Here is a 25,754-nt window from a genome sequence, read left to right on the forward strand (position 1 = left end):
CCACAAGGTGATCCCATGTTGAACAACAACGACAAGACATCCGAAAGCCGGGCCCAGGAGCGCGAACAGGCCGAGCCTTCCGAGAAGGGCCAGCCCATCCCCCTGCTCTTCCTGGTCGGGGCGGCGGCCCTGGTGCTGTGGGGCGCCGGCTACATCGTGCTCTCCGGCTCCTTCGGCCGCGCCGACCTCGGCGACAGACGCACGCTGGCGGACCTGTCCGGCCCGGCGGCCCCGGCCGCGGGCGCCTCCGCCAACGGCAAGCAGATCTTCACCGCCAACTGCGCCGCCTGCCACCAGGCCACAGGCAAAGGGCTGCCCGGCGTGTTCCCGCCGCTGGACGGCTCCGAGTGGGTGGCCGGCGACGAGCGCACCGTGGCCAACATCCTGCTGCACGGCATCACCGGCGAGATCACGGTGATGGGCAACACCTTCAAGGGCGCGATGCCGGCCTTCCCGCAACTCAGCGATGCCGAACTGGCCGCGGTGGCGAGCTACATCCGCGCCGAATGGTCCAACAAGGCCGGCGCCATCAAGCCCGAGCTGTTCGAAGCCGAACGCAAGGCCGGCACGCGCACCGCGCCCTTTAACGGCGGCGCCGATCTCAAGGCGCTGACGGCCAAAGCGTCCTGATGTTTCGCACCGCCTCGCTGAGCATCATGCTGGCCCTGGCGGGCTATGCCGCCGCCGCGTGGCTGACGCACGGCTTCCAGGTCTGGACCGCCGAGGGCGCGCGCCGGCTTGAAGTCGCGCTGCAACCGGTGCCGGCACCGGCCGTCGGCATCGACGGGCCCGGCATCGCCCCGCAGGTACTGTCGCAACATCTGGCCGACGGGCAGTCCGTCACCCTGGTGGATTTTGTCTACACACGTTGCCAGAGCGTCTGCCTTTCGATGGGCAGCAGCTTCCAGCAAATGCAGCAGGTGTTGCAGCAGCGGGCCGGCAAGGTGAAGCTGTTGTCGATCAGCTTTGACGGCAGCCACGACACACCCGGCGTGCTGCAGCCCTATGCGTCGAAACTGAGTGCGGACCCCGCCCTGTGGCGCTTTGTGCGCGTGCAGGATCAGCGGGAAACCCAGCGCCTGCTGGCCGATTTCCAGGTCGTGGTGGTGCCCGACGGCCTTGGCGATTTTCAGCACAACGCGGCCTTTCTCGTCATCGACCAGAAAGGCCGGCTGGTCCGCATCTTTGATTACGCGGAGCAGCAGCTCGCGCTCGACTATGCGCAGCACCTGTCGGGTGCCGCCGCGCCATTGCCAGCGACATCGCCATGAAGATGCCTGCCCGTCCTTCACGCGGCGTACAGGCCGTCATGGCCGCCGCCCTGCTGTGCCTGCTGGCCTGGCCCGCTGTGCGGCAGGCGCTGGAAGCCAGCATGACGCGCCACATGCTGGTGCAATACCCTTTGCTGATGCTCGCCGGCTGGCTGCTCGCCGCGGCGCTGCCCAGCCGCTGGCTTACGCGCCTGGACCGGTGGAACGCCCACGGCATCAGCGGCCTGCTCGCCACCGCGTTGATGCTCGCAATCCTGATGATCCCCCGTGTGCTGGACCTGGCGCTGGTCGACGGCCGCATTGAAATCTTCAAATACCTGGCCCTGCTGGCCTGCGGCGCCGCCATTCGCCTGTCATGGCAGGCGGCGGGCCTGCTGGTGCAGGGCTTCTTCCTGGGCAATGTGCTGCCCATGATGGTGGTGGCCGGCAACCTGTACGAGACGTCGCCGATGCGCATCTGCAATGCCTACCTGCTGGACGACCAGGAACGGCTTGGGCGGATGCTGGTGTGGGTTGCGGCGGCGATTGCAGTGGTGTGGTTCGCGTGGCTGGTGCGCAACCTGATGCAGAGGGACTCATCCATATCCGCAGACGATGCGGTAAAACCCGTGGCACGCTGACATCCTGCACCACCGGCGACGCGCCGCAAGCTCTGCGGGTTTTTCTTATCTGCGTAAATCTGCGTAATCTGCGGATAAAGAATTCATCCACAGATGACGCAGATTTACGCAGATTGAAAACGAGACATCCGTACTCAAGCCACCCTCGAAATCACCGTGTCCCCCCTGCAACGTTTCGAAAGAGAACTTCACGGGCGGAAAGGCCTCAATGGCCCGGGCGTTCGTGCGGGTGCGATGCCGGCCGCGAGTTGTTCAACGTCTCCCGCACCCAGCGCAGCGTGGTGAACGACGCGGACCGGCTGCGCAAATACCTGATGAAGTTTGGCTTGAGCTGGGAAAAGCTGTCGGCTTGAAACCAGCCACGCGCCGGCAGGCCTGGAGGCCTAGATCGGCAATTGGGTGGTGGAGAGCACCTGCTTGAGCACCATGAAGGTACGGACTTGCCGCACGCCCGGCAAGTACAGCAACTGCTCCGCATGGAGGCGATTGAAGCTGTCGTTGTCCCGGGTTCGCACCAGCATGAAGTAATCGAACTCGCCGGTCACGACGTGGCACTCCATGCAGCCCGACACCGTCTGCGCAGCCTTTTCGAAATTGGCGAAGGACTCGGGTGTCGACCGGTCCAGCACGACGCCGATCATGACCAGCATGCCGACGTCCAGCAGATGCGGATTGAGCAGCGCCACCACCCCTTTGATCAAGCCAAGCTCTTTAAGCCGCTCCACGCGCCTCAGGCATGCGGGCGCGCTCAGGTTCACCTTGGCCGCCAGCGCCACGTTGGACACCGAGGCATCGCGCTGGAGCGCCTTGAGGATCGCCCGGTCCGTGCGGTCCAGCGCCTCTCTGAGGGAAACCGGTTTGCTGATTTTTTCGCGTAATTTTGTTGTGCTCATATCAATTTATACAAAATAAAAGTTATAAAAATAGAAACCCTTGACAAATTTGTTTTGAATTTTTGGAAAACTTTGCAACCACCATTTTGTCATTTGTTTTTAGTATTGGCTTCATCGGAGCATCAATACAGCAATTGCAGAACGGGTGGGTATGCCGTCTTTATTCGCAAGTCTTGATGCCTGGAGACCCGTCTTAACCCCAGGAACCATTCGCATGAACCTCAAGAAATTCCCCCGGCATTCGCTGACTTTCGGCCCCACGCCGATCCAGCCGCTCAAACGGCTCAGCGCCCATCTCGGCGGCAAGGTCGAGCTTTTCGCGAAACGTGAGGACTGCAACAGCGGGCTGGCTTTCGGCGGCAACAAGACACGCAAGCTCGAGTACCTGATTCCCGAAGCCCTGGAAGGCGGTTACGACACGCTGGTGTCCATAGGCGGCATCCAGTCCAACCAGACGCGCCAGGTGGCTGCCGTTGCTGCGCACCTGGGCATGAAGTGCGTGCTGGTCCAGGAGAACTGGGTCAACTATTCCGACGCGGTGTACGACCGTGTGGGCAACATCGAGATGTCGCGCATCCTGGGCGCCGACGTGCGGCTGGACGCCGCCGGCTTCGACATCGGCATACGCCCCAGCTGGGAGCAGGCCATGGACGACGTGCGCAAGGCCGGCGGCAAGCCCTTCCCGATCCCTGCTGGCTGTTCGGAACACCCGCGCGGCGGACTGGGATTCGTCAACTTCGCCGAAGAAGTGCGCCAGCAGGAGGCCGAGCTGGGCTTCAAGTTCGACTACATCGTGACCTGCTCGGTCACCGGCAGCACGCAGGCCGGCATGGTGGTGGGTTTCGCGGCGGATGGCCGGGCCGACAAGGTCATCGGCATCGACGCCTCGGCCAAGCCCAAGCAGACCTTTGACCAGATCCTGCGCATCGCGAAGGGCACGGCCGAACTGGTCGAACTGGGCCGCGACATCACGGCCAGGGACGTGGTGCTGGACGACCGCTTCGGCGGCCCGGAATACGGCCTGCCGAACGAAGGAACGCTGGAGGCCATTCGCCTGTGCGCCCGCATGGAAGGCATGCTGACGGACCCGGTCTACGAAGGCAAGTCCATGCACGGAATGATCGAGAAGACCCGGCTGGGCGAATTTCCGGCGGGCTCAAAGGTGCTTTATGCCCACCTCGGTGGCGTCCCGGCGCTCAATGCCTACAGCTTCCTCTTTCGCAACGGTTGAAAACCCGCAGCGAAGGTTCAACGCCCGCGCCTCCCGCCCTCCCACGCCCGTTACCCGCGATCGTTCGCCATTGATTTTTATTGATGAAAGCAAGCCATGAAGCCAGCCCCCAAGTTCGTTCGCATCCTTTCCGTACTGCTGCTGGCCATGCTGGCGGCAACGGGCGCCCAGGCGCAGACCTATCCGGTCAGGCCTATCCAGCTGGTCGTGCCATTTCCCGCAGGCGGAGCGACCGACATCGTGGGCCGGCTGGTGGGGCAGAAACTCGGCGACCGGCTGGGCCAGCCCGTCGTCATTGAAAACCGCGCCGGCGGCGGCACCATCGTGGGCGCCAGCTACGTGGCCAAGGCCGCCCCGGACGGCTACACCCTGCTCATCAGTTCGGGGTCAACGTTCACCGTCAACCCGGCCATCAACTCCCGCCTTCCCTACGACCCCGTCAAGAGCTTTGAGCCCATCGCGCTGACCGCGCGTGTGCCCTTGATCCTCGTCGCCAATCCGCAGGTGCCCGTCGGCAGCATCAAGCAGCTCATCACGGCCGTGCAGGCATCGCCGGGAAAGTACATGTACGGCTCCTTCGGCACCGGCACCACGGGTCACTTCGCGGGTGAACTCATCCTGAACGCCACGGGACTGAAGATGGAGCACGTGCCCTACAAAGGCAGCGCCCCCGCCATCACGGACCTGATCGGCGGGCAGATCCCGTTCTCCCTGGACACCGTGGCGGCCACGCTGCAGCACATCAAGTCCGGGAAGATCAAGCCGATTGCCGTGACCGCGGCCAGGCGCTCCACCTTGCTGCCGAACGTGCCGACTGTCGCGGAGGCCGGCTACCCGGGCTTCGACGCGGACTCCTGGCTGGCCATCGTGGCGCCGCGGGGCATTCCGCGCGAGGTGAGGGTGCGCCTGGAGATGGCGCTGGCCAACACGATGGCCGACCCGGAGGTCAGGGACAAGCTGCTGGCCAACGGCCTGGAGCCCGCTTACGCCCCGGCCGCCGCCGTCGCGGCCTTGATAGACCACGACCTGCCCCTCATGCGCGCCACCGCGCAGCGCGCCAATATCCGTTCGGACTGAAAACGCCGGTCCCCCACACCCTCCTCACCTCCTCACCTCCTCACCTCCTCACCATCATGAGCAGAGACGATGCACTGGCCAGGGCGGCCGCCTTTTTCGACGACGGACGTTTCCTCGAAACGCTGTCGAGCCGCGTCGCCGTGCGCAGCGAAAGCCAGAACCCGGCGGGCGGGCCGCAGCTTCACGCCTACCTGGCGGAGCACATCGCGCCCCAACTCGCGCAACTCGGTTTCACGCACCGCATCCTTGACAACCCGCATGCCGGGGGCGGGCCCTTCCTGCTGGCCACGCGCATCGAAGCCGGCGCGGCCTTCAGCGTGCTGACCTACGGGCACGGCGACGTGGTGCGCGGCCAGGAAGGGCTGTGGCGCGAGGGCCTGGATCCCTGGCGCGTGACCGTGGAAGGGGACCGCTGGTACGGCCGCGGCACCGCGGACAACAAGGGGCAGCACAGCATCAACCTCGCGGCGCTGGCGCAGGTGCTGGCGGTACGCGGGGGAAAGCTGGGCTACAACGTCAAGATCGTCCTGGAGACCGGTGAAGAGACCGGCTCGCCCGGCCTGCGCGAGTTCTGCACCCTGCATCGCGAGGCGCTGGCGGCCGATGTGTTCATCGCGTCCGACGGCCCGCGTGTGGCCGCCTGCAGCCCCACCCTGTTCCTGGGTTCGCGCGGTTTTTTCAACTTCAGCCTGCGGGCCCACCTGCGGGACGGCGGCCACCATTCCGGCAACTGGGGTGGCCTGCTGCGCAACGCGGGCACACGGCTGGCACACGCCATCGCCAGCCTGGTGGACGCCAAAGGACGCGTGCTGGTCAAAGGGTTGCTGCCCGACTCGCTGCCGGCCAATGTCAGGGATGCCCTGCAGACCATCAGCGTCGGGGGCGACCCGGGCGACCCCGCCATCGACACCGACTGGGGTGAACCCGGGCTCACGCCCACCGAACGTGTTTACGGATGGAACACCGTGGAAGTCCTGGCTTACAAAACCGGCAACCCCGACGCACCCGTCGGCGCCATTCCCGGCCACGCTTTCGCGCTGTGCCAGATACGCTTCGTCGTCGGCAGCGACAGCGCCAATTTTGTGGCGCATATCCGGGAACACCTTCGGGCCCATGGTTTCGACGACGTCGACGTGCAGCCCGAAGGCGAGCCCATGGCCGCCACCCGGCTGGACCCCGATGACGCCTGGGTGCGTTGGGGCCTGGATTCGATCCGGCGCAGCACCGGCAAAGCCCCTTCCCTGTTGCCGAACTTCGGCGGCTCGCTGCCCAACGATGTCTTCGCCGAACTGCTGGGAATGCCGACGCTGTGGTTTCCTCACTCCTACCCGGCCTGCAGCCAGCACGCCCCCAATGAGCATCTCCTGGGCAGCGTGGCGCGTGAAGGCCTGCAGCTCATGGCGGGCGTTTTCTGGGACCTGGCCGAGGGCGGCAGCGCAGTTGTCCGGCATCGCGCCGGCCGATAGCCGATGCGCGGATGCCGCGGCTACTCGCTCATCACCACCAGCACCTGCGCATCCGTGCGCCCCAGCGAGAGGTAGATGTGGCCGACGCCGCTGTCGAAGTAAGCCGACTCATGGCGGCCCACCTCGACGGTTTCACCGGTTTCGAACTCGATGCGCACCCGGCCCGACAGCACGGTGACGAACTCCTGGCCGGCGTGGCGGATGAAGTCCGGGAACTGGCCGCGGTCGCGCGCCACGATGCGGCCGTGCAGCGGCGTCATGCGCTTGCCGGGGAACGCGGCGGCCAGCGCGCGGTAGTCGTAATTGCCAGAGCTGTAGGCCGGCGCACCGCCGGCTTCGGACCAGACCACCACGGGCTTTGCGGCGCCGGGCTGAGGCGCCGCGGCACGCGCGTCCAGCAACTGCCCCACGTCCAGCGCCAGCGCCCGGGCCACGGCGGCCAGCTTTTCATAGCTGACCGAAATCTGGCCCAGTTCCATCTTGGACAGCGTGGACAGCGCCACGCCGGAATGGCCGGACAAATCCTTGAGCGTCAGCCGCCGTGCCTTGCGGTGCGCGCGCAGGCTCAGGCCCAGTTGCACCCGGTCCGCTTCGGGAGCTGCGGCGGGCGGGCGGGCGGGACGTGGGGGCATGGTGTTTTCCCTTGTTTGGCGCAAATCAGGCGGAAACCCGGTAAATCGGCTGGACAGGCACGATTCTCGCATGTGAGAATTCTCAAATGCGAGAATTTGACATCCTGATCGTCGGCGCCGGCATTGCGGGCGCTTCCCTGGCCTGGCGCCTGGCCGGGCAGCGCAGCGTCGCGCTGCTCGAACGCGAGGACCAGCCGGGCTACCACGCCACGGGCCGTTCGGCCGCCATGTTCATGGAAAGCTACGGCCCGCCCATGGTGCGGGCGCTCACGCGCGCCAGCCGTGCCTTTTACGAGCGGCCGCCCGAGGGCTTCGCCCCGGACCTGATGCAGCCGCGCGGCGTGCTCTACCTCGCCACGCACGGCCAGGAAAAAGAACTGGCCCACACCCGCAAGGAACTGTCGCCAAGCTGCCCCGGCCTGGCGACCCTGGACGCCGGCACCACGCTGGCCCACGTGCCCTGCCTGCGGCCCGAGGTGGTGCACGGCGCGCTGTACGACGCCGGTGCGCAGGACATGGACGTGCACGCCCTGCACCAGGGTTTTCTGCGCGGCTTTCGCCGCAAGGCGGAGGGGGATGGCGAACTGCACACCAGCGCTGGCGTGACCCGGGCCACGCACGATGGCCGCTGCTGGACGGTGGAACTGGACGACGGCCAGACCCTGCGCGCCCGCACCATCGTCAACGCCGCGGGGGCCTGGGCCGACGAACTGGCCGCCGTGTTCGGCGCCCGGCCCATAGGCCTCGTGCCGCACCGGCGCAGCGCCTTCACCTTCAAGGCACCCGAAGGCGTGGACCCTTCGCCCTGGCCGGCCGTCGTGGGCGTGGATGAAAGTTATTACTTCAAGCCCGACGCGGGCCAGTTGCTGGGCTCGCCCGCCAATGCGGACGCCACGCTGCCGCACGACGTGGTGCCCGAGGAACTGGACATCGCCATGGGCATCCACCAGATTGAAAGCGTCTCGACCCTCACCATACGCCGGCCCGCCAGCACCTGGGCGGGCCTGCGCTCCTTTGTGCCTGACGGCGAAATGGTGATAGGCCAGGACGACGCCTGCCCCGGCTTCTTCTGGCTCGCGGCGCAAGGCGGCTACGGCATCCAGAGCGCGGCAGGCGCCAGCGCGCTGGCCGATGCGCTGCTGCGGCAGGCCGCGCTGCCTGACGAGCTGCGGCAACAAGGCATAGACGCACGCGCCCTGTCACCGGCCCGCTTGCGATGACGCTGCATCCACTCCCATCCCCCTGATCGAGCGAAACTTCAATGAGGCCTACCATGCAACACATGTCATTCAATGCAATGCGCCGGACGCTGATTGCCAGCGGTGTCTTCTTCTGCGGACTTGCAGCCGTGGGCGGGCCCGCCCGCGCGGCGGATTTCCCCGAGCGGCCCGTCACCCTGGTCGCGCCTTTCCCGGCCGGCGGCGCGGCCGACGTGCTGGCGCGCATCCTGGGCAAGGCCCTGGGCGACCAGCTGGGCCAGCCCGTGGTGGTCGAAAACAAGCCGGGCGCCGGCACCGCCATAGGCGCGGCCGCGGTGGCCAACGCCAAGCCCGATGGCTACACGCTGCTCGTCAGTTCAAACTCCACCTTCACGCTGAATCCGGCGCTGCAACCCAAGCTGGCGTATGACCCGGCCAAGGGTTTTGATGCGATAGGCATGGTCGGCTCTGTGGCGCTGGCGATGCTGGTGAACCCGTCGGTCACCGCCGCCGACGTGCACCAGTTCGTGGCCGCCGCCAAGGCCAATCCGGACAAATACGTCTACGGCAGTTTCGGCAACGGCACCAGTTCCAATTTCGCCGGCGCGATGTTCAATGCGGCCACGGGCCTGAAGATGACGCACGTACCCTACAAAGGCTCCGGCCCCTTGATGACCGACCTGATGGGCGGGCAGATACCGGTGTCTTTCGACACCGTGGTCGCCGCGTCGCCGCAGCTCAAGACCGGCAAGGTCCGGGTGCTGGCCGTTGCCATGAACAAGCGCTCGTCCCTGCTGCCGAATGTGCCGACCATGGCCGAGGCCGGTTACCCCGCCGTCGACATGAACGCCTGGCTGGCCGTGGTCGCGCCAAGGGGCTTGCCGGCGCCCGTCAAGGCGCGGCTGGAAAAAGCCCTGGCAACGCTGATGGCCAACCCCGACATCGTGGACAAGCTCAAGGCCGCCGGCTTTGAACCCGGCTATGCGGCCATCCCCGACTGGTCGGGCATGGTGACGGCCGAGATCGCGCGCATGAAGGCCCTTGCCGAACGCTCCCAGATCAAGACAGACTGAACAAGACATTGATATGCCATCCACCCTGCCAGACATTTCCGCCGTCGAACTCCGCCGCCTGATCGGCAGCCGCCGGGTCTCGCCGGTGGAACTGATGGACGCCTGCATAGGCCGCATCGAAAACCTCAACCCGGCCATCAACGCGATATGCGCGACCGACTTCACGCGGGCGCGTGAGGCCGCGCGTCTGGCCGAGGCGCAGGTGATGCGCGGCGGCCCGCTGGGCCCGCTGCATGGGCTGCCGCTGGGCGTGAAGGACCTGCAGGACACCGCGGGCCTGCTCACCACCTACGGCAACGTCGGGCTGCGCGGCAACGTGCCGGCCAAGGACAACGCACTGGTGGCAAAGCTGCGCGCGGCCGGCGCCATCGTCACGGCCAAGACCAATGTGCCCGACATGGGTGCCGGCGCCAACTCCCGCAACCCGGTGTGGGGCGCGACGGGCAATCCCTTCAATCCCGCGCTCAACGCGGGCGGTTCCTCGGGCGGCTCGGCCGCAGCGCTGGCGGCCGGCATGCTGCCGATCTGCACGGGCTCCGACACCGGCGGTTCGCTGCGCATTCCGGCTTCGCTGTGCGGCGTGGTCGGCCTGCGGCCCTCGCCCGGCCTGGTGGCCAACGATGCGCGGCCGCTGGGCTGGTCGGTCATTTCCGTGCTGGGACCCATGGGGCGCAATGTGGCCGATACGGCGCTGCTGCTGTCCGCCAGCGTGGGGGCCGACGCGCGCGACCCGCTGTCCTATCCGGTGGACGGCGCCGGCTTCTGGCCGCTCAAGCCGGTGGATCTGTCCACGCTGCGCGTCGGCACGACGGAAGACTTCGGCATGTGCATCGTGGACCCGGAGATACGCCGCGTGTTCCGCGCCCGCGTGGAGGCCGTTCGGCCGCTGGTGGCCAGCTGCGAACCCGTGGACCTGCAATTGGGCGACGCCGACCGCGCCTTCGACACGCTGCGCGCCGAAAGCTTTGTCGCCGCCTTTGCCGACACCTACCGCGACGCGCCGCAAACGCTGGGGCCCAATGTGCGCGCCAACATGGAAATCGCCGCCGCCATCACGCTGGCGGACCGCGCCTGGGCGCACCTGGAGCAAACGCGCATTTCGCGCCGCTTTGCCAAAGCCTTCGAGCAATACGACCTCATCCTCGCGCCGGTCACGCCGGTCACGCCTTTTCCCTGGACGGAGCTGTTCGCCGGCAACATTGACGGCCAGGCCATGCGCAACTACTACCACTGGCTGGGCCTGACCTATGTGGTGACGCTGGCCACCAACCCGGCGCTGGCCCTGCCCTGCGGCAAGGACGAACACGGCATGCCCTTCGGCCTGCAGGTCATAGGACGGCTGCATGCCGATGCGCAGCTGCTGGCCGCGGGCCAGGCACTGGAGCAGGTGTTCGAGGCCATTGAGACGCTGCGCCGGCCGGTGCCCGACTTCAAGGCATTGCAGACGGCCAGGCCGGAACTCAAGTCCATCGTCACGCATCCGCCCGAAATAGCGGCGGGCCAGGGTGCGGGCGGTTTGACTGCGGTCTGAGCCGCGCCCGCAGAATCGGCAGCGCGCGGAAGTTGTTGACCCTGGTGTGCGGCTCTCAGTCCTCGCCCTCGGACCATTCCGGGCTGTAGCCGCCCAAAGTAGGGTGGTACATCTCGTCGCCCGCGTGCTGCGTGAACTCGACGTTCAGGCGGTCTTCGCGCAGGCCGAGGATGTCGATGCAGTCCTTGCACAGCGCCTTGGCCACTTCCATGCGCAGGTCGGCGGAGCGGCCGCTGCGTATATCGCACATCAGCACGGACACCGGCTCGGGCACACCGTCCACGGTGCGCCAGACGCTGCCCTCGCCGCATTCGCGGATGGCGATGCTGATGCGGCGGATGTCCACGCTCATGAGCCTGGCGTAGGTCTCGCACAGTTTGGCGGCCAGGCGTTTTTTGTCTTCGACGGGGTGGCGCCCGTTCACGTCGAGTTGAAGGTAAGGCATGGCCGAAGTCCTCCTTGAAGTGTTTGCAATGCCTGGAGCGCGGCGCTACAGGATCAGCAGCGCCCGGAAATCATTGACGTTGGTGTGCGTGGGCCCGGTGACGACCAGTCCGCCCAGCGGCTCGAAGTAGCCGTAGGCGTCGTTGCGGTCCAGGTACTGGTCGACTTTCATGCCCTGCGCGAGTGCGCGCTGCAAGGTGTCGGGCGCCACAAAAGCGCCGGCATTGTCTTCCACGCCGTCTATGCCGTCGGTGTCGGCGGCCAGCGCGTAGACGCCGCTCTGGCCTTGCAGCGCGAGCGCCAGGCCCAGGCAAAATTCGCCGGCGCGGCCGCCACGGCCTTTCGGCGTGCCTTCAGGCTGTTTCCGGATCGTGACGGTGGTTTCACCGCCGCTCAAAATCACGCAGGGCTTGCTGAAAGGCTGGCCCTTGAGCGCCACGGCGCGGGCCAGCGCCGCATGCACCTTGCCGACTTCGCGCGATTCACCTTCCATCTCGTCGCTCAGGATGTATGCCTGCAGGCCGGCTGCGCGCGCCACGGCGGCGGCGGCCTCGAGTGACTGCTGGGGCGTGGCGATCATGTGCACCTCGTGGCCCTTGAAGACGGCGTCGCCGGGCTTGGGGGTTTCGAGCGCGCCCTGCTCCAGCAGGCTCATGATGGCGCCGGGCACTTCGATGCCGTAGCGCTGCAAAATCGCCACCGCCTCGGCGCAGCTGGTGGCGTCGGGCACGGTGGGGCCGCTGGCGATGATGGACGGGTCGTCGCCCGGCACGTCGCTGATGGTCAGCGTCACCACGCGCGCCGGCGCGCAGGCCGCGGCCAGGCGCCCGCCCTTGATGCGCGAGAGGTGCTTGCGCACGCAGTTCATTTCGGAAATATTCGCGCCGCTGTTGAGCAGCGCCTTGTTGATGCGCTGCTTGTCTTCCAGCGTCAGGCCTTCAGCGGGCAATGTCAGCAGGGCCGAGCCGCCGCCGGAGATCAGGCACAGCACCAGGTCGTTTTCAGTGAGGCCCTGCACCATGGCCAGGATGCGCTGTGCGGCTTCGAGGCCAGCGGCGTCGGGCACCGGATGCGAGGCTTCAACCAGCTCGATGCGTTTTTTCAGGCCTTCGGGCCGCGGCGGAATGTGGTGGTAGCGCGTGACGACCAGGCCTTCGAGCGGCGCGTCGGCCGGCCACAAGGCCTCGACCGCCTGCGCCATGGAGCCGCCGGCCTTGCCCGCGCCAATCACGATGGTGCGGCCGCCGCTTTCGGGCGTGGGCGGCTTGGGCAGGTAGCGGGCGGTGTTCTCCAGCGGCAGCGCGCGCGCCACGGCAGCGCGGTACAGGTGCTCGAGGAACTCGCGCGGCTGGGTGGCTGCGTCGGGGATGGGCGTGATGGGGCTGGGTGTCTTGGCGTCGGTCATTGAAATGTCTCCACCCCGGATTGTGCCGTGGTAACCGGCCAGTAACCCGACGCCGTGGGAGGGCTTGGGCTTTCGGCAGGCAAGCCTTCCCTAGAATGCCTCATCACCCCAAAGAACACCCCGAAGAAGAAAGAGACACCATGAACGGCTACCTGGCACTCGGCATCGCCATCATTGCGGAAGTCATCGCCACCACGGCGCTCAAGTCCAGCGACAGCTTCACCAAGCTGGTGCCTTCGCTGATCAGCATCGCCGGCTACGGCACGGCGCTGTACCTGCTCACGGTGACCATGAAGTCGATTCCCACCGGCGTGACCTACGCGATCTGGTCCGGCCTGGGCATTGTGCTGATCAGCATCACGAGCTTCTTTTTTCACCACCAGAAGATTGACCTCTGGGGCATGGTGGGCATGGGGCTGATCATTGCGGGCGTGGTGGTGCTGAATCTGTTTTCCAACTCCACCATGCATTGAGGCCCCGGTAGCGTTCATTGCCGCCCAGGCCCAGCCGGCCGCGATTGCCAGGGACATCGGGTGGGCATTTCGTATAAGCCTACTCCGTCCTGGCCCCCGCGTCGAACCACCACTTGATCGCCTGCCGCTCCGCCTCGGTGATGCCTGTCGCGTTGTTCATGGGCATCAGGCGCGTCACCACGGCCTGCTGGTAAACCTGCGTTGCGTGGAGCTTGAGGGCTGCGGGCGAATCAAGGCGCACGTTTTTCATCTGCAGCTGCTCGCCGTGGCATTGGTAGCAGCGCTGGGCCAGGATGGTTTGCACTTTCTCGTAGCCGGTGCCCTGTGAAACGGCGGCCGGTATGGCCGTAGCGGTAGGCGCCGGTTTCATCCAGACGATCACCCCGATGATCACGGCCGCACCCGCCAGCGCATAAGCCAGCGGGTGCCGGTTGCGGCCCAGCTTGTAGCCGTGGCGCAGCACAAAGAACTGGCGTATCGCCGCGCCGGCCAGCATCATGAGGATCAGCACCAGCCAGTTTTGCGGATGGCTCCAGGTGAAGCTGTAGTGGTTGCTCAGCATGGCGAACAACACCGGCAACGTGAAGTAGGTGTTGTGCACGCTGCGCTGCTTGCCGCGCTGGCCGTGCACCGGGTCCACCGGTTCGCCGGCCTTGATGGCGGCCACCACCTTGCGCTGGCCGGGGATGATCCAGAAAAAGACGTTGGCGCTCATGGCCGTCGCCATCATGGCGCCCACCAGCAAAAAGGCCGCGCGCCCGGCAAACCAGTGGCAGGCCAGCCAGGACGCGATACAGACCAGCACCGCGACCAGCGCACCGACGATGGCGTCGCCGTTTTTGCCTTTGCCGAACAGCTGGCAGATGCCGTCGTACAGCATCCAGAACACCACAAAGAAAGACAACGCCACGGCGGCCGCCGCGCCGGGCGACCAGTTCATCAGCGATTTGTCGACCAGGTAGGTGCCGGCATGCCAGAGGTAGGACACCGTGAACAGCGCAAAGCCCGACAGCCAGGTGCTGTAGCTTTCCCAGTAAAACCAGTGCAGGTGGGCCGGCAGCTGCGGCGGCTTGACGGCGAATTTGACCGGGTGGTAAAACCCGCCGCCATGCACGGCCCAGAGTTCGCCGCTGACACCCTGCTTTTTCAGGTCTTCATCGACGGGCGGCGTGAGGCTGCTGTCGAGGAAGACGAAATAAAACGAGGAGCCGACCCAGGCGATGGCAGTGATGACGTGGACCCAGCGCAGCAGCAGGTTGGCCCAGTCGAGAAGGTAGTTTTCCATAGCGCTCAACTTGTGCAAGGCTGCTCACCACTGCGGGCGCTGTAAGCAGAAAACGTGGTCACGAACAAAAGAAGCGGGGCTCCGTGCTGGATGCCCTGCTTCCCGGCTCCGCTGCGACCTGGTGAAGTAAGTTTATAGCCTTTGCCGCCGGGCGCAAAGCCGGACGGCACGGGCTCAGCCTACATCGATGCTCTGCAGCAACTGCGCCGCGACGGCCACGGCGATGACCTCGGGCTCCTTGCCGCTGATGCCCGGCACGCCGATAGGGCAAGTCACATGCGCGAGTTCGTCCGCCGTAAAGCCCCTGGCCTCCAGCCGGTGCCGGAAGGTCGCCCATTTGGTCTTGCTGCCGATCAGGCCTATGTAGGGCAAATCACCCCGCTCGCGCTGGCGCTTGAGGCAGGCGGCCAGCACGTCCAGGTCTTCGGCATGGCTGAAGCTCATGATCAGCACACGCGACTGCGGCGCCAGGCCCGGCACGGCCGCCTGCACCGGTTCGGAATGCTCGCACACCACGCGCGGCGGCACGCTGGCCGGGAACACGCCGTCGCGGCTGTCTATCCAGCTCACGGCAAACGGCAAGGGCGCGAGCACCTGCGCGAGCGCATGGCCGACGTGGCCGCCGCCGAACAGCGCGACGGGTGCGAGTTGGCGCGCGCCCAGCCGCAAGGCCAGCGCTTCCGCGTCGGCCGCGCCCACCCGCTCAAAGCGCAACTGCACCACACCGCCGCAGCACTGGCCCAGCGAAGGGCCCAGCGCCACGCGCAGCGGCGGCTCCGTAACCTCGTTTTTTTCCAGCGACGCGCGGGCCCTGGCGATCGCATCGAATTCAAGGTGGCCGCCCCCTATGGTGCCCACCAGCGCATCGGCAAACACCGCCATCCACGTCCCCGCCTCGCGCGGGACCGAGCCCTGCGTCTGGTCCACCTGCACCAGCACCGCCGGCGCGTAAGCCAGGCGGGCGAGCAGGGTCTCAAGGAGCGGGCCGGTGTTGCGGAAAACCATTGGTGACGTGTTGGAAACCGTAAGGGGACTGAATAGTGGGCAAAATGGGGAAACGCCACCTTAGCACCACCCAGGCGGCCCGCAGTTTCCGGGCACGATGGCGGGTATACGCAAAATCCCATGAACCGCCCCCCCAGAGGCCCTGAGGCAAACCATGACAAAACACGAGATGCCTTCTTCCACTGATGCGTCTTCCTCCACAGCGCGCCGTTTCTGGCTGGCCGCCCTGATTTCCGGGGCCGTGGCCGCCATCGTGAGCGCCTGCAAGAGCGCGCCGGATTCTGCCCCCACACCTGCACCGACCCCGGACGCCTCGCCGGTGATAGGCCCGATCTCGGGCTCACAAGGCTCGGCCCGCAGCTCAGGCGCCAGCACGCCGCGCGCCTACCGCCAGGACGGCGCCACCCATCTCTACGGCCTCAATGCCGAACGCATTTACAAAGGCCGCATGCCGCCGCTGCTGTATGCGGTGGGCGTGATGAACGTGGAGATAGACCGCACGGGCCGCGTGACAAAACTGGATTGGATGCGCGCGCCGCGCCATGCGCCCGAAGTGGTCGCCGAGATCGAACGCACCATACGCCAGGCCTCACCGTTCCCGGCGCCCACGCGCATGGGCAAGGTGGTCTACACCGACACCTGGCTGTGGCACAAGAGCGGGAAATTCCAGCTCGATACCCTCACCGAAGGACAGGACTAGAGCCCTGGAAGAGGTAGCAGCGCAAGGCGATGCGAAGCGAGCCGACCGAAGGCCAGCATGAGCCGCGGAACCGGCTTTGCCGGGCCGCAGGCGGGCGGCCCCCTCGGGGGGCAGGGAGCTACACGAAGTGAGCGACCGTGGGGGCCTTAATCTATCTTGAGATTCTGCGTCTTGACAACATTCACCCAAGCCCGGTAATCCGCTTCAATGAACTGACCAAGCTGCGCAGGCGTTCCAGGCGCCGCATCCACGGCATCAACCTTGAACCGGGCCAGCACGTCGGGCATGGTGACGATCTTGTTGATGGCGGCGTTCAGGGTGTTGACGATGGCCGGCGGCGTGCCGGCGGGTGCGGAGATCGCGAAGTAGTTGAGCACGTCAAAGCCGTTCAGGCCGGACTCGCTCATGCTGGGCACGTCGGGCAAGGCGCTGGAGCGTTTGGCGCTGGTGACGGCCAGGGCCTTGACGCTGCCGTTCTTGATGAAGGGCAGCAGCGCGGGAATAGTTCCGGTGACGAGCTGGATCTGCCCGCCAATCATGTCCATGGTGGCGGGCGCCACGCCGCGGTAGGGGATGTGGGTGATGTAAGTGCCGGTGCGGGCCTTCAGCGATTCCAGCACAAGGTGGTTGACACCGCCGGCACCGGCGGAGCCGTAGTTGAGCGCGCCGGGTTTCTGCTTGGCCAGCGCGATCAGCTCTTTCATGTTGTTGGCCGGCAGTTTGGTGTTGGCCGCCCAGACCAGCGGGCCGGTAGCGATCATGCCGACCGGCGCGAACTGGCGCAGCGGGTCGTAGTTGGCGCTGGGCAGCGAGGCCGCCACCGTGGTGAAGGGCGATGCCACCAGCAGCAGCGTGTAGCCGTCTGCCGGCGCCTGCGCCACAGCCTGCGTGCCGATGGCGCCCGAAGCGCCGGCGCGGTTGTCGACCACAAAGGTGCCGCCCAGGACTTCACCGAGCTTTTGCGCGATCAGACGCCCCATCGCGTCGGTGCCGGCGCCGGGCGCGAAGGGCACGATGATCTTGACGGCGCGTTCAGGGTAAGCGGCGGGATTGGAAGGGCCTTGCGCCAGCGCGGCGGAAGCGAGCAGTGTGGCGGCAGTGCCTGCGGACAACAACAGGGCTTGGCGGCGGCTCAACGCGCCCATCGGCTTGACATTCATGGGGGAACAGACTCAGTAGTAAAAAGGACTGATTGTTCCCGCATCACATGACGTTCGCGTGACACAGGGGTCACGGGCTGTTCAGCTTCCGCGGTAGGTGGAGTAGCTCCAGGGGCTCACCAGCAAGGGCACGTGGTAGTGCGCGCTGATGTCGGCCACGCCGAAGTCCAGGCTGACCTGGTCCAGGAAGGCTGGCTCGGGCAAGGCCACGCCACGCGCCTTGAAATAGCCCGCGACGTCAAACACCAGGCGGTAAGTGCCCGCTTTCAAATTGCTGCTGTCGTACAGCGGCCCGTCGGGGCTGCGCCCGTCGTCGTTGAGGGTGAAGGATTTCACCAGCGTGGCTTGGCCCGCCTGCGTGGTATACAGCGAAACCTTCATGCCGCCAGCCGGCAAGCCATGCATCGTATCCAGTACATGTGTGCTCAAGCCCATGGGATTCCTTTGATTTCGGTTTACCAAAAGTGTATACAGTTTTGGGCTTTACGGCTATCATGCCCCGATGGAATCATCGACCACCCACGCCATCGTCGAGGCCTTGACCAAGGCCATTGTGGAGCACAGGCTGCACCCGGGCACCAAACTCGCCGAGCAAAAACTCGCCGACCATTTCGGCGTCTCACGCACGCTGGTGCGCCAGGCGCTGTTCCAGCTCTCGCAAAACCGGCTGATACGGCTGGAGCCGGCGCGCGGCGCCTTTGTGGCCGCGCCCTCGGTGATGGAGGCGCGCCAGGTGTTCGCCGTGCGCCGCATGCTGGAAGCCGAGATGACGCGCGCCTTTGTGCGCGAGGTCACCCCCGCGAAAATCAAGGCGCTGAAAGAACACGTGGCCCAGGAAAAAGCCGCGCTCGACACCGGCGACGTGTCCGGCCGCACCGAGCTGCTGGGCGACTTCCATGTGCGCATGGCCGAACTGATGGGCAATGAGGTGCTGGCGCAGATGCTGGGCGAGCTGATCTCGCGCTGCGCCCTCATCACCCTGATGTACCAGACCGCCAGCGCCGCCGAACATTCCAACGACGAGCACGCCGAAATCGTCAAGGCCCTGGCCGCCAAGGACGAAGCCCTGGCCGTGCGCCTGATGAACGAGCACCTGCTGCACGTCGAGGAAAACCTGGCCTTCGACCGCAAGGTGCCGACCAACGATATTTCAATGGCGCTGTCATGAACTCAAGCTATCCAAGAGATTTGATAGGCTACGGCCGCAACCCGCCGCAAGCCAACTGGCCCGGCAAGGCCCGCATCGCCGTGCAGTTCGTGCTGAATTACGAAGAAGGCGGCGAGAACTCGGTGCTGCACGGCGACGCGGGCTCCGAACAGTTTCTGTCCGAGATGGCCAACCCGCCCAGCTTTGCCGACCGCCACCTGAGCATGGAAGGCATTTACGAATACGGCTCACGCGTGGGCGTGTGGCGCATCCTGCGCGAGTTTGAAAAGCGCGGGCTGCCGCTGACCGTCTTCGGCGTGGGCATGGCCCTGCAGCGCCACCCTGAGGTGGCTGCCGCCTTCACCGAACTCGGCCACGAAATCGCCTGCCATGGCTGGCGCTGGATCAACTACCAGCAGGTCGACGAAGCCACCGAGCGCGAACACATGCGCCTGGGCCTGGACGCGATCGAACAACTCACCGGCACGCGCCCGCTGGGCTGGTACACCGGCCGCGACAGCCCCAACACACGCCGGCTGGTAGCCGACGACGGCCGGCTCGAATACGACAGCGACTACTACGGCGACGAACTGCCCTTCTGGACTGAAGTGGCGCGTACGGACGGCGCCGTGGTGCCGCGCCTGGTCGTGCCCTACACGCTGGACACCAACGACATGCGCTTTTCCCTGCCGCAAGGCTTTGCGCAGGCCGAGGATTTTTTCATCTACCTGCGCGACAGCTTTGACGCGCTGTATGCCGAAGGCGACGAGTCGCCCAAGATGCTCAGCATAGGCATGCACTGCCGCCTGCTGGGCCGGCCCGGCCGCATCGTGGCGCTGCAGCGTTTCCTCGACCATGTGCAAAAGCATGACCGCGTCTGGGTCTGCCGCCGCATCGACATCGCCCGCCACTGGCAGGCCACCCACCCCTACACGCCCCGGCAGGAAGGCTGAACATGGCCATCACCCTTGAACAGGTCAACACCGCGCCGCGCGACCAGGCGCTGCAACTGCTGGACGGGCTCTACGAGCATTCCCCCTGGGTCGCTGAAAAAGCGCTGGACGCCCGCCCCTTCCGCTCGCTCGCGCACCTGAAACACGCGATGGCCCAGGTGCTGCGCGACGCCGGCAGGGACGCGCAGGTCAAGCTCATCCAGGCCCACCCCGAACTGGCCGGCAAGGCCATGGTCAGCAAAAGCCTCACGGCCGAATCCACCAACGAACAAGGCAAAGCCGGCCTCACGGATTGCACGCCCGAAGAATTCGCCACACTGCAAAAGCTCAACACCGACTACAACGCGAAGTTCGGCTTCCCCTTCATCCTCGCGGTGCGCGGGCCGCGCGGCACCGGCCTCAGCCGGCGGCAGATCATCGACACCTTCGCGCGCCGCCTGCAGAACCACCCGGATTTCGAGCTGCAGGAAAACCTGCGCAACATCCACCGCGTGGTCGAACTGCGGCTCAACGACAAGTTCGCCGCCGCGCCCGCGCTGGGCAACGACGTCTGGGACTGGCATGAGGCCATGTCGCAGTACAGCGACCCGGGCTACCTTGAAAAAGGCCAGCTCACGGTGACTTACCTGACCGACGCGCACCGCGCCTGCGCGGCCTATATCAGCGCCACCATGCGGAATTGCGGCTTTGACGAGGTGAGCATCGACGCCGTCGGCAATGTGGTGGGCGTCTACCGTGCCAGTTCCGTTCGCCCTGAGCCTGTCGAAGGGCCGGCTTCGACAGGCTCAGCCCGAACGGTTCAACCCAAGACACTCCTGACGGGTTCGCACTACGACACCGTGCGCAACGGCGGCAAGTACGACGGCCGGCTCGGCATCTTCGCGCCCATGGCCTGCGTGCGCGAGCTGCACCGCCAGGGCAAGCGCCTGCCCTTCAACATTGAAGTCGTCGGCTTTGCCGAAGAAGAAGGCCAGCGCTACAAGGCCACCTTTTTGGGTTCGGGCGCGCTGATAGGCGACTTCAAGCCCGAGTGGCTGGAGCAGAAAGACGCCGACGGCATCACCATGCGCGAGGCCATGCTGAAGGCCGGCCTGAAGCCTGAAGACATCACCGGCATCAAACGCAATGCCGACGACTACCTCGGTTTTGTCGAAGTGCACATCGAACAGGGCCCGGTGCTCAACGAGCTCGATTTGCCGCTGGGCATCGTGACCTCCATCAACGGCAACGTGCGCTACCTCTGCGAGATCACCGGCATGGCCAGCCACGCCGGCACCACGCCGATGAACCGCCGGCGCGACGCGGCTGCCGCGGCGGCCGAGCTGCTGCTCTACGTCGAGCGCCGCGCCGCGCAGGACGGCGACTCCGTCGGCACCGTGGGCATGCTGCAGGTGCCCAACGGCTCCATCAACGTGGTGCCGGGGCGCTGCCTGTTCTCGCTGGACCTGCGCGCGCCCGTCGATGCGCAGCGCGATGCGCTGGTGGCCGACGTGCTGGCCGAACTCAAGGCCATTTGTGAACGCCGCGGCGTGCACTATACGACCGAACTGACCGAGCGCGCCGCCGCCGCGCCCAGCGCGCCGGCCTGGCAGCAGCGCTGGGAGCGCGCGGTCGATTCGCTGGGCGTGCCGCTGCATGCCATGCCCAGCGGCGCCGGCCACGACGCCATGAAACTGCACAAGGTGATGCCGCAGGCCATGCTTTTCGTGCGCGGCCAGAATTCCGGCATCAGCCACAACCCGCTGGAAAGCAGCACCAGCGACGACATCCAGCTTGCGATCCAGGCCTTCACGCACCTGCTCACCCATCTCGCCCCCTGACCACCACAATGACCTTCCCCACTGATTACGCCCGGCTGGACAGCTGGATAGACGCCCACTTCGACGAAGAAACCGTTTTCCTGCAGCAGCTCATACGCGTGCCCACCGACACGCCGCCGGGCAACAACGCACCGCATGCCGAACGCACCGCCGAACTCATCAAGGCCTTCGGCTTCGAAGCTGAAAAGCATCCTGTACCCGAGGCCGAGGTGCGCGCCTATGGCATGGAATCCATCACCAACCTGATCGTGCGCCGCCGGTATGGCAACCAGGGTGAAGGCAAAACCATCGCCCTCAACGCCCACGGCGACGTGGTGCCGCCCGGCGAAGGCTGGACCCACGACCCCTACGGCGGCGAGATCGTCGACGGCAAAATTTACGGCCGCGCCTCCGCCGTCAGCAAATGCGATTTCGCCAGCTTCACCTTCGCGCTGCGCGCGCTCGAAGCGCTGGGCGCACCGCTCAAGGGCGCGGTCGAGCTGCACTTCACCTACGACGAGGAATTCGGCGGCGAGATGGGCCCGGGCTGGCTGCTCAAACAGGGCCTGACCAAACCCGACCTGCTGATCGCGGCCGGTTTCTCCTACGAAGTCGTGACCGCCCACAACGGCTGCCTGCAGATGGAAGTCACGGTGCACGGCAAGATGGCGCATGCCGCGATTCCCGACACCGGCGTCGACGCGCTGCAGGGCGCGGTGCACATCCTCAACGCGCTCTATGCGCAGAACGCGCTCTACCAGCAGGTCACGTCCAAGGTCGAGGGCATCAAGCACCCCTACCTCAACGTGGGCCGCATCGAAGGCGGCACCAATACCAACGTGGTGCCCGGGAAGGTCATGTTCAAGCTGGATCGCCGCATGATCCCCGAAGAGAACCCGGCCGAAGTCGAAGCCAATATCCGCCAGGTGATTGCCGGTGCCGCCGCCGAACGCAAAGGCATCAGCGTCGACATCAAGCGCCTGCTGCTGGCCAATTCCATGCGCCCCTTGCCCGGCAACAAGCCGCTGGTCGAGGCGATCCAGAAGCACGGCGAGGCGCTGTTCGGCCAGAAGATCCCGGCCATGGGCACGCCGCTGTACACCGACGTGCGCCTATACGCTGAAGCCGGCATTCCCGGCGTCATCTACGGCGCCGGCCCGCGCACCGTGCTCGAATCGCACGCCAAGCGCGCCGACGAGCGCCTGGAGCTTGAGGACCTGCGCCGCGCCACCAAGGTGATTGCGCGCACGCTGCGCGACCTGCTGGCCTGAGGCCGATTTCTCGGTCCCTGGGTAAGCACGGACGCAAAAAACCGGCAAAAACCGGGGAACGCGGCGCGACTTCGCCGAAAATAAGCCGACGCCGACGCCACAAGAAGCACCAACACCAGGCGCGGCACTGTTTTTGCTAATCCCCTGCCAGACCGCATGCCCTCACCGCCGACCAGCGGGCGACATGCTTTTGCCCCCAATTCCAGTACACCAGGACTCCAGGACACCCCATGACACACCGCCTGCCATCCCCGTTTGCCGCACAGCTCGCCAAAACCGCCGGCCTGCTCGCCGCCACCGCGGCTTTCAGCGTCGCCCAGGCCCAGAACACGCCCATCAAGTTCCAGCTCGACTGGCGCTTTGAAGGCCCCGCCGCCCTCTTCCTGACGCCGGTGGCCAAGGGCTACTTCAAGGCCAACAAGCTCGACGTGACGGTGGATGCCGGCAACGGCTCGGGCGGCGCAGTCACGCGCGTGGCCTCGGGCACCTACGACATGGGCTTTGCCGACCTGGCTTCGGTCATGGAGTTCCATGCCAACAACCCCGACGCGCCCAACAAGCCCGTCGCCGTGATGATGGTCTACAACAACACGCCGGCCTCGGTCATGGCGCTCAAGAAGTCGGGCATCAAGACGCCCGCCGACCTCAACGGCAAAAAAATGGGCGCCCCGGTGTTCGACGCCGGCCGCCGCGCCTTCCCGATTTTTGCCAAGGCCAACAAGATCACCGGCTTCCAGTGGGTCACCATGGACCCGCCGCTGCGCGAAACCATGCTGGCGCGCGGCGACGTGGACGCCATCACCGGCTTCACCTTCACCTCGCTGCTCAACCTCGAAGCGCGCGGCGTCAAGGCCGAGGATGTGGTGGTGCTGCCCTATGCCGAATTCGGCGTGAAGCACTACGGCAACGTCGTGATCGCCTCGCCCAAGCTCATCAAGGAGAACCCGGCCGCCGTCAAGGCCTTCCTGCAGGCCTTTACCCACGGCGTGAAAGACGTGGTGACCGACCCGGCCGCCGCGATTGAATTCGTCAAGGCGCGCGACGGCATCATCAACGTGCCGCTGGAAGTGCGCCGCCTGCGCCTTGCGATAGACACCGTCATCAACAGCCCCGACGCGCGCGCCGAGGGCTTCGGCCAGGTGAAGATGCCCCGCCTCACGCTGATGGCCTCGCAGGTCTCCGACGCCTTCGGCACCAAGACCCGCGTGAACCCGGACGTGGTGTGGAATGGCAGCTTCCTGCCGACGGCGACCGAACTCAACGTGCTGCCCGTTCCCAAGAAATAAGCATGACCCTGGCCACCGCCGACACCCATTCGTTCGTCGACTTCAGGGACGTCTGGCTCGCCTACAACGACGAGCTGCTCGCGCGCAAACAGTTTTCCGTCGAGGCGATTGACCTGCAGGTCCGGCAGGGCGAGTTCATCGCCATCGTCGGGCCCTCGGGCTGCGGCAAGTCCACCTTCATGAAGCTGGCCACCGGCCTGAAGATGCCTTCGGCCGGCCGCATCCTGATTGACGGCCAGCCCGTGACCGGCCCGCTGAAGATTTCGGGCATGGCCTTCCAGGCGCCTTCGCTGCTGCCCTGGCGCACCACCGTCGGCAATGTGCTGCTGCCGCTCGAAATCGTCGAGCCCTACCGCAGCCAGTTCAAGGCCAAGCGCAAGGAGTTCGAAGAACGCGCGCGCCGCCTGCTGCAAAAGGTGGGCCTGGCCGGCTATGAAGACAAGTTTCCCTGGCAGCTCTCGGGCGGCATGCAGCAGCGCGCCAGCATTTGCCGCGCGCTGATCCACGAGCCCAAGATGCTGCTGCTCGACGAGCCCTTCGGCGCGCTCGACGCCTTCACGCGCGAAGAACTCTGGTGCATCCTGCGCGACCTCTGGACCGAGCAGCGCTTCAACGTCATCCTGGTCACGCACGACCTGCGCGAGTCGGTCTTCCTGGCCGACACGGTGTATGTGATGAGCAAAAGCCCGGGCCGCTTTGTCGTCAAGCGCGAAATCGACCTGCCGCGCCCGCGCGACCTCGAGGTGACCTACACCCGCGAGTTCAGCGACATCGTGCATGAGCTGCGCGGCCACATAGGCGCGGTGCGCGGCGGAGTTGCGCCATGAACATGAATAGCAAACAACTCGAACGCTGGGCGCCATGGATTCTGCTCGCGGCCGTGATCGCGCTGTGGCAGGCCGTCTGCAGCGGTTTCTCGATACCTGAGTTCATCTTCCCCGCGCCACTCACCATCGCCCAGGCCATGGCCGAGTTCGCGGGGCCAATTGCCGAAGCCGCGTGGAAAACCTTCTGGGTCACCATGGTGGGCTTTGGCCTGTCCATCATCGTCGGCGTGCTGCTGGGTTTCCTGGTCGGCTCATCGCGACTGGCTTATGCGGCGGTCTATCCGCTGCTGGTCGCCTTCAACGCCGTCCCCAAGGCCGCCATCGTCCCCATCCTCATCGTCTGGTTCGGCATAGGCGTCGGGCCGGGCATCCTGACGGCCTTCCTGATCTCGTTTTTCCCCATCACCGTCAACATGGCCACGGGCCTGGCCACACTGGAGCCCGAACTCGAAGACGTGCTGCGCGTGCTCGGCGCCAAACGTTGGGACGTTCTCGTCAAGGTCGGCCTGCCGCGCTCCATGCCTTACTTTTTCGCCTCGCTCAAGGTCTCCATCACCCTGGCTTTCGTCGGCACCGTGCTGGCCGAGATGACGGCCGGCGATTCCGGCATCGGCTACCTGATGCAAAGCGCCGCTTCGCAGCAACGGCTGGCGTTGGCGTTTGCCGGGTTGGTGGTGATAGGTGGGATGGCTATGGTGATGTATGAGCTTTTTAGTTATGTGGAGAGGCATACAACCGGTTGGGCGCATCGAGGGTTGCGTTAAGCCGGGTCTTGCTCCGGCTTGAGCGCCCTTGCCCTCTGCTGAGGGTGGCTGGCCGGGGTCGCCCGGCATGCGACTCACTTTTTTTGCTTCGCCCCCTCCATGTCAGGATAGTTGTCGTCTCCTCATTCGATAGAAAATTGGGGCGGCAATAGAGGCAAAGAGATGAAACACAAAAGATATTCGGCAGAGCAAAAGCAGTGGGCGATCAAGCAACTGCAGGCACCGATCAGCAGGACGGTGGC

The 25,754-nt window shown here is 65.8% G+C and carries 26 protein-coding genes; 18 read left to right on the forward strand and 8 right to left on the reverse strand.

What is annotated here, in order from left to right; genetic code table 11:
* The first annotated feature begins 15 nt into the window (after positions 1–15).
* From ACLV8F_RS16925 to ACLV8F_RS16935, 3 genes are read left to right on the forward strand one after another with little or no spacing between them, the layout of a single operon-like run.
* On the forward strand, positions 16–630 hold the full coding sequence (locus tag ACLV8F_RS16925) for a c-type cytochrome (RefSeq protein WP_411885372.1): 615 nt from the start codon (positions 16–18) through the stop codon (positions 628–630).
* Entirely contained in the window at positions 630–1,271 is a 642-nt protein-coding gene (locus ACLV8F_RS16930) for an SCO family protein (protein ID WP_411885373.1), read from the forward strand. Before ACLV8F_RS16925 ends, ACLV8F_RS16930 begins: the two co-directional genes overlap by 1 nt.
* Entirely contained in the window at positions 1,268–1,891 is a 624-nt protein-coding gene (locus tag ACLV8F_RS16935; RefSeq protein ID WP_411885374.1) for a hypothetical protein, read from the forward strand. The genes ACLV8F_RS16930 and ACLV8F_RS16935 overlap by 4 nt, the downstream gene beginning before the upstream one ends.
* A 383-nt stretch (positions 1,892–2,274) precedes the next feature.
* Here the strand turns inward: ACLV8F_RS16935 and ACLV8F_RS16940 are convergent, their stop codons facing one another.
* Positions 2,275–2,784, reverse strand: a complete 510-nt coding sequence (locus ACLV8F_RS16940; protein ID WP_411885375.1) for an Lrp/AsnC family transcriptional regulator — start codon at positions 2,782–2,784, stop codon at positions 2,275–2,277.
* Positions 2,785–2,998: 214 nt separating this feature from the next.
* Between ACLV8F_RS16940 and ACLV8F_RS16945 the strand changes: the two genes are divergently transcribed.
* The 3 genes from ACLV8F_RS16945 (at position 2,999) to ACLV8F_RS16955 (ending at position 6,558) form a co-directional block, all read left to right on the forward strand.
* Positions 2,999–4,015, forward strand: coding sequence for a 1-aminocyclopropane-1-carboxylate deaminase (locus ACLV8F_RS16945; RefSeq protein WP_411885376.1), 1,017 nt, complete (start codon positions 2,999–3,001; stop codon positions 4,013–4,015).
* 96 nt (positions 4,016–4,111) lie between these two features.
* A complete protein-coding gene (locus tag ACLV8F_RS16950; protein WP_411885377.1) occupies positions 4,112–5,092 on the forward strand; it encodes a Bug family tripartite tricarboxylate transporter substrate binding protein in 981 nt (326 codons plus the stop codon).
* 56 nt (positions 5,093–5,148) lie between these two features.
* Positions 5,149–6,558, forward strand: a complete 1,410-nt coding sequence (locus tag ACLV8F_RS16955) for a M20 family metallopeptidase (RefSeq protein WP_411885378.1) — start codon at positions 5,149–5,151, stop codon at positions 6,556–6,558.
* 20 nt (positions 6,559–6,578) lie between these two features.
* On the opposite strand, the gene ACLV8F_RS16960 is transcribed toward ACLV8F_RS16955, so the two are convergent.
* Positions 6,579–7,190 carry a helix-turn-helix domain-containing protein gene (locus ACLV8F_RS16960; protein ID WP_411885379.1) on the reverse strand — a complete coding sequence of 204 codons (612 nt, stop codon included), beginning with the start codon at positions 7,188–7,190 and terminating at the stop codon, positions 6,579–6,581.
* Between the two features lie 86 nt (positions 7,191–7,276).
* On the opposite strand from ACLV8F_RS16960, the gene ACLV8F_RS16965 reads away from it, so the two are divergent.
* Genes ACLV8F_RS16965 through ACLV8F_RS16975 form a run of 3 tightly spaced genes read left to right on the forward strand, consistent with a single transcriptional unit; the run spans position 7,277 to position 10,993 of the window.
* Positions 7,277–8,410, forward strand: coding sequence for an NAD(P)/FAD-dependent oxidoreductase (locus tag ACLV8F_RS16965; RefSeq protein WP_411885380.1), 1,134 nt, complete (start codon positions 7,277–7,279; stop codon positions 8,408–8,410).
* Positions 8,411–8,463: 53 nt separating this feature from the next.
* Positions 8,464–9,462, forward strand: coding sequence for a Bug family tripartite tricarboxylate transporter substrate binding protein (locus ACLV8F_RS16970; RefSeq protein ID WP_411885381.1), 999 nt, complete (start codon positions 8,464–8,466; stop codon positions 9,460–9,462).
* A gap of 13 nt (positions 9,463–9,475) precedes the next feature.
* Entirely contained in the window at positions 9,476–10,993 is a 1,518-nt protein-coding gene (locus ACLV8F_RS16975) for an amidase (RefSeq protein WP_411885382.1), read from the forward strand.
* Between the two features lie 55 nt (positions 10,994–11,048).
* Here ACLV8F_RS16975 and ACLV8F_RS16980 read toward each other — a convergent pair whose 3' ends face one another.
* On the reverse strand, positions 11,049–11,438 hold the full coding sequence (locus tag ACLV8F_RS16980) for a tautomerase family protein (RefSeq protein WP_411885383.1): 390 nt from the start codon (positions 11,436–11,438) through the stop codon (positions 11,049–11,051).
* A 45-nt stretch (positions 11,439–11,483) separates the two neighbouring features.
* Positions 11,484–12,842, reverse strand: coding sequence for a glycerate kinase (locus ACLV8F_RS16985; protein ID WP_411885384.1), 1,359 nt, complete (start codon positions 12,840–12,842; stop codon positions 11,484–11,486).
* A 140-nt stretch (positions 12,843–12,982) separates the two neighbouring features.
* Between ACLV8F_RS16985 and ACLV8F_RS16990 the strand changes: the two genes are divergently transcribed.
* Positions 12,983–13,315: a DMT family transporter gene (locus tag ACLV8F_RS16990; RefSeq protein ID WP_411881574.1), complete on the forward strand. Its 333-nt coding sequence runs from the start codon at positions 12,983–12,985 to the stop codon at positions 13,313–13,315.
* Positions 13,316–13,394: 79 nt separating this feature from the next.
* On the opposite strand, the gene ACLV8F_RS16995 is transcribed toward ACLV8F_RS16990, so the two are convergent.
* Complete coding sequence (locus ACLV8F_RS16995; RefSeq protein WP_411885385.1) at positions 13,395–14,600, reverse strand: urate hydroxylase PuuD; 1,206 nt, start codon at positions 14,598–14,600, stop codon at positions 13,395–13,397.
* 174 nt (positions 14,601–14,774) lie between these two features.
* Positions 14,775–15,605 carry a xanthine dehydrogenase accessory protein XdhC gene (gene xdhC, locus ACLV8F_RS17000; RefSeq protein WP_411885386.1) on the reverse strand — a complete coding sequence of 277 codons (831 nt, stop codon included), beginning with the start codon at positions 15,603–15,605 and terminating at the stop codon, positions 14,775–14,777.
* Positions 15,606–15,759: 154 nt separating this feature from the next.
* On the opposite strand from xdhC, the gene ACLV8F_RS17005 reads away from it, so the two are divergent.
* Complete coding sequence (locus ACLV8F_RS17005; protein WP_411885387.1) at positions 15,760–16,305, forward strand: hypothetical protein; 546 nt, start codon at positions 15,760–15,762, stop codon at positions 16,303–16,305.
* A gap of 146 nt (positions 16,306–16,451) precedes the next feature.
* Here ACLV8F_RS17005 and ACLV8F_RS17010 read toward each other — a convergent pair whose 3' ends face one another.
* Both ACLV8F_RS17010 and uraH read right to left on the reverse strand, forming a co-directional pair.
* On the reverse strand, positions 16,452–17,465 hold the full coding sequence (locus ACLV8F_RS17010; RefSeq protein WP_411885388.1) for a tripartite tricarboxylate transporter substrate binding protein: 1,014 nt from the start codon (positions 17,463–17,465) through the stop codon (positions 16,452–16,454).
* An 81-nt stretch (positions 17,466–17,546) separates the two neighbouring features.
* Entirely contained in the window at positions 17,547–17,900 is a 354-nt protein-coding gene (gene uraH / locus ACLV8F_RS17015; protein ID WP_411885389.1) for a hydroxyisourate hydrolase, read from the reverse strand.
* 67 nt (positions 17,901–17,967) lie between these two features.
* Between uraH and ACLV8F_RS17020 the strand changes: the two genes are divergently transcribed.
* The 7 genes from ACLV8F_RS17020 (at position 17,968) to ACLV8F_RS17050 (ending at position 25,512) form a co-directional block, all read left to right on the forward strand.
* Positions 17,968–18,633: a GntR family transcriptional regulator gene (locus tag ACLV8F_RS17020; RefSeq protein ID WP_411885390.1), complete on the forward strand. Its 666-nt coding sequence runs from the start codon at positions 17,968–17,970 to the stop codon at positions 18,631–18,633.
* Positions 18,630–19,565, forward strand: coding sequence for an allantoinase PuuE (puuE, locus tag ACLV8F_RS17025; protein WP_411885391.1), 936 nt, complete (start codon positions 18,630–18,632; stop codon positions 19,563–19,565). The genes ACLV8F_RS17020 and puuE overlap by 4 nt, the downstream gene beginning before the upstream one ends.
* A 2-nt stretch (positions 19,566–19,567) precedes the next feature.
* Positions 19,568–21,385 carry a 2-oxo-4-hydroxy-4-carboxy-5-ureidoimidazoline decarboxylase gene (gene uraD / locus ACLV8F_RS17030; RefSeq protein WP_411885392.1) on the forward strand — a complete coding sequence of 606 codons (1,818 nt, stop codon included), beginning with the start codon at positions 19,568–19,570 and terminating at the stop codon, positions 21,383–21,385.
* An 8-nt stretch (positions 21,386–21,393) separates the two neighbouring features.
* The gene (locus tag ACLV8F_RS17035) at positions 21,394–22,635 is read left to right on the forward strand and encodes a M20 family metallopeptidase (protein WP_411885393.1); all 1,242 of its coding nucleotides are present in this window, start codon (positions 21,394–21,396) and stop codon (positions 22,633–22,635) included.
* A 230-nt stretch (positions 22,636–22,865) separates the two neighbouring features.
* Positions 22,866–23,921: an ABC transporter substrate-binding protein gene (locus ACLV8F_RS17040; RefSeq protein ID WP_411885394.1), complete on the forward strand. Its 1,056-nt coding sequence runs from the start codon at positions 22,866–22,868 to the stop codon at positions 23,919–23,921.
* Positions 23,922–23,923: 2 nt separating this feature from the next.
* Positions 23,924–24,748, forward strand: a complete 825-nt coding sequence (locus tag ACLV8F_RS17045) for an ABC transporter ATP-binding protein (protein ID WP_411885395.1) — start codon at positions 23,924–23,926, stop codon at positions 24,746–24,748.
* Between the two features lie 2 nt (positions 24,749–24,750).
* The gene (locus ACLV8F_RS17050; protein ID WP_411885398.1) at positions 24,751–25,512 is read left to right on the forward strand and encodes an ABC transporter permease; all 762 of its coding nucleotides are present in this window, start codon (positions 24,751–24,753) and stop codon (positions 25,510–25,512) included.
* The last annotated feature ends 242 nt before the right edge of the window (positions 25,513–25,754 follow it).

The sequence above is a fragment of the Polaromonas sp. YR568 genome (assembly GCF_943369675.1).
Classification (GTDB): domain Bacteria; phylum Pseudomonadota; class Gammaproteobacteria; order Burkholderiales; family Burkholderiaceae_C; genus Polaromonas.

What these genes read in the sequence shown, in the direction of transcription:
- ACLV8F_RS17040 (WP_411885394.1), top strand. Translation starts at nt 22,866, where the DNA reads ATGACACACCGCCTGCCATCCCCGTTTGCCGCACAGCTCGCCAAAACC.
- ACLV8F_RS16925 (WP_411885372.1), top strand. Translation starts at nt 16, where the DNA reads ATGTTGAACAACAACGACAAGACATCCGAAAGCCGGGCCCAGGAGCGC.
- puuE (WP_411885391.1), top strand. Translation starts at nt 18,630, where the DNA reads ATGAACTCAAGCTATCCAAGAGATTTGATAGGCTACGGCCGCAACCCG.
- ACLV8F_RS17035 (WP_411885393.1), top strand. Translation starts at nt 21,394, where the DNA reads ATGACCTTCCCCACTGATTACGCCCGGCTGGACAGCTGGATAGACGCC.
- ACLV8F_RS17010 (WP_411885388.1), bottom strand. Translation starts at nt 17,465, where the DNA reads ATGAATGTCAAGCCGATGGGCGCGTTGAGCCGCCGCCAAGCCCTGTTG.
- ACLV8F_RS16995 (WP_411885385.1), bottom strand. Translation starts at nt 14,600, where the DNA reads ATGGAAAACTACCTTCTCGACTGGGCCAACCTGCTGCTGCGCTGGGTC.
- uraD (WP_411885392.1), top strand. Translation starts at nt 19,568, where the DNA reads ATGGCCATCACCCTTGAACAGGTCAACACCGCGCCGCGCGACCAGGCG.
- ACLV8F_RS17020 (WP_411885390.1), top strand. Translation starts at nt 17,968, where the DNA reads ATGGAATCATCGACCACCCACGCCATCGTCGAGGCCTTGACCAAGGCC.
- uraH (WP_411885389.1), bottom strand. Translation starts at nt 17,900, where the DNA reads ATGGGCTTGAGCACACATGTACTGGATACGATGCATGGCTTGCCGGCT.
- ACLV8F_RS16930 (WP_411885373.1), top strand. Translation starts at nt 630, where the DNA reads ATGTTTCGCACCGCCTCGCTGAGCATCATGCTGGCCCTGGCGGGCTAT.
- ACLV8F_RS16970 (WP_411885381.1), top strand. Translation starts at nt 8,464, where the DNA reads ATGCAACACATGTCATTCAATGCAATGCGCCGGACGCTGATTGCCAGC.
- ACLV8F_RS16990 (WP_411881574.1), top strand. Translation starts at nt 12,983, where the DNA reads ATGAACGGCTACCTGGCACTCGGCATCGCCATCATTGCGGAAGTCATC.
- ACLV8F_RS17050 (WP_411885398.1), top strand. Translation starts at nt 24,751, where the DNA reads ATGAATAGCAAACAACTCGAACGCTGGGCGCCATGGATTCTGCTCGCG.
- ACLV8F_RS17045 (WP_411885395.1), top strand. Translation starts at nt 23,924, where the DNA reads ATGACCCTGGCCACCGCCGACACCCATTCGTTCGTCGACTTCAGGGAC.
- ACLV8F_RS16955 (WP_411885378.1), top strand. Translation starts at nt 5,149, where the DNA reads ATGAGCAGAGACGATGCACTGGCCAGGGCGGCCGCCTTTTTCGACGAC.
- ACLV8F_RS16935 (WP_411885374.1), top strand. Translation starts at nt 1,268, where the DNA reads ATGAAGATGCCTGCCCGTCCTTCACGCGGCGTACAGGCCGTCATGGCC.
- ACLV8F_RS16940 (WP_411885375.1), bottom strand. Translation starts at nt 2,784, where the DNA reads ATGAGCACAACAAAATTACGCGAAAAAATCAGCAAACCGGTTTCCCTC.
- ACLV8F_RS16975 (WP_411885382.1), top strand. Translation starts at nt 9,476, where the DNA reads ATGCCATCCACCCTGCCAGACATTTCCGCCGTCGAACTCCGCCGCCTG.
- xdhC (WP_411885386.1), bottom strand. Translation starts at nt 15,605, where the DNA reads ATGGTTTTCCGCAACACCGGCCCGCTCCTTGAGACCCTGCTCGCCCGC.
- ACLV8F_RS16980 (WP_411885383.1), bottom strand. Translation starts at nt 11,438, where the DNA reads ATGCCTTACCTTCAACTCGACGTGAACGGGCGCCACCCCGTCGAAGAC.
- ACLV8F_RS16965 (WP_411885380.1), top strand. Translation starts at nt 7,277, where the DNA reads ATGCGAGAATTTGACATCCTGATCGTCGGCGCCGGCATTGCGGGCGCT.
- ACLV8F_RS16945 (WP_411885376.1), top strand. Translation starts at nt 2,999, where the DNA reads ATGAACCTCAAGAAATTCCCCCGGCATTCGCTGACTTTCGGCCCCACG.
- ACLV8F_RS16960 (WP_411885379.1), bottom strand. Translation starts at nt 7,190, where the DNA reads ATGCCCCCACGTCCCGCCCGCCCGCCCGCCGCAGCTCCCGAAGCGGAC.
- ACLV8F_RS17005 (WP_411885387.1), top strand. Translation starts at nt 15,760, where the DNA reads ATGACAAAACACGAGATGCCTTCTTCCACTGATGCGTCTTCCTCCACA.
- ACLV8F_RS16950 (WP_411885377.1), top strand. Translation starts at nt 4,112, where the DNA reads ATGAAGCCAGCCCCCAAGTTCGTTCGCATCCTTTCCGTACTGCTGCTG.
- ACLV8F_RS16985 (WP_411885384.1), bottom strand. Translation starts at nt 12,842, where the DNA reads ATGACCGACGCCAAGACACCCAGCCCCATCACGCCCATCCCCGACGCA.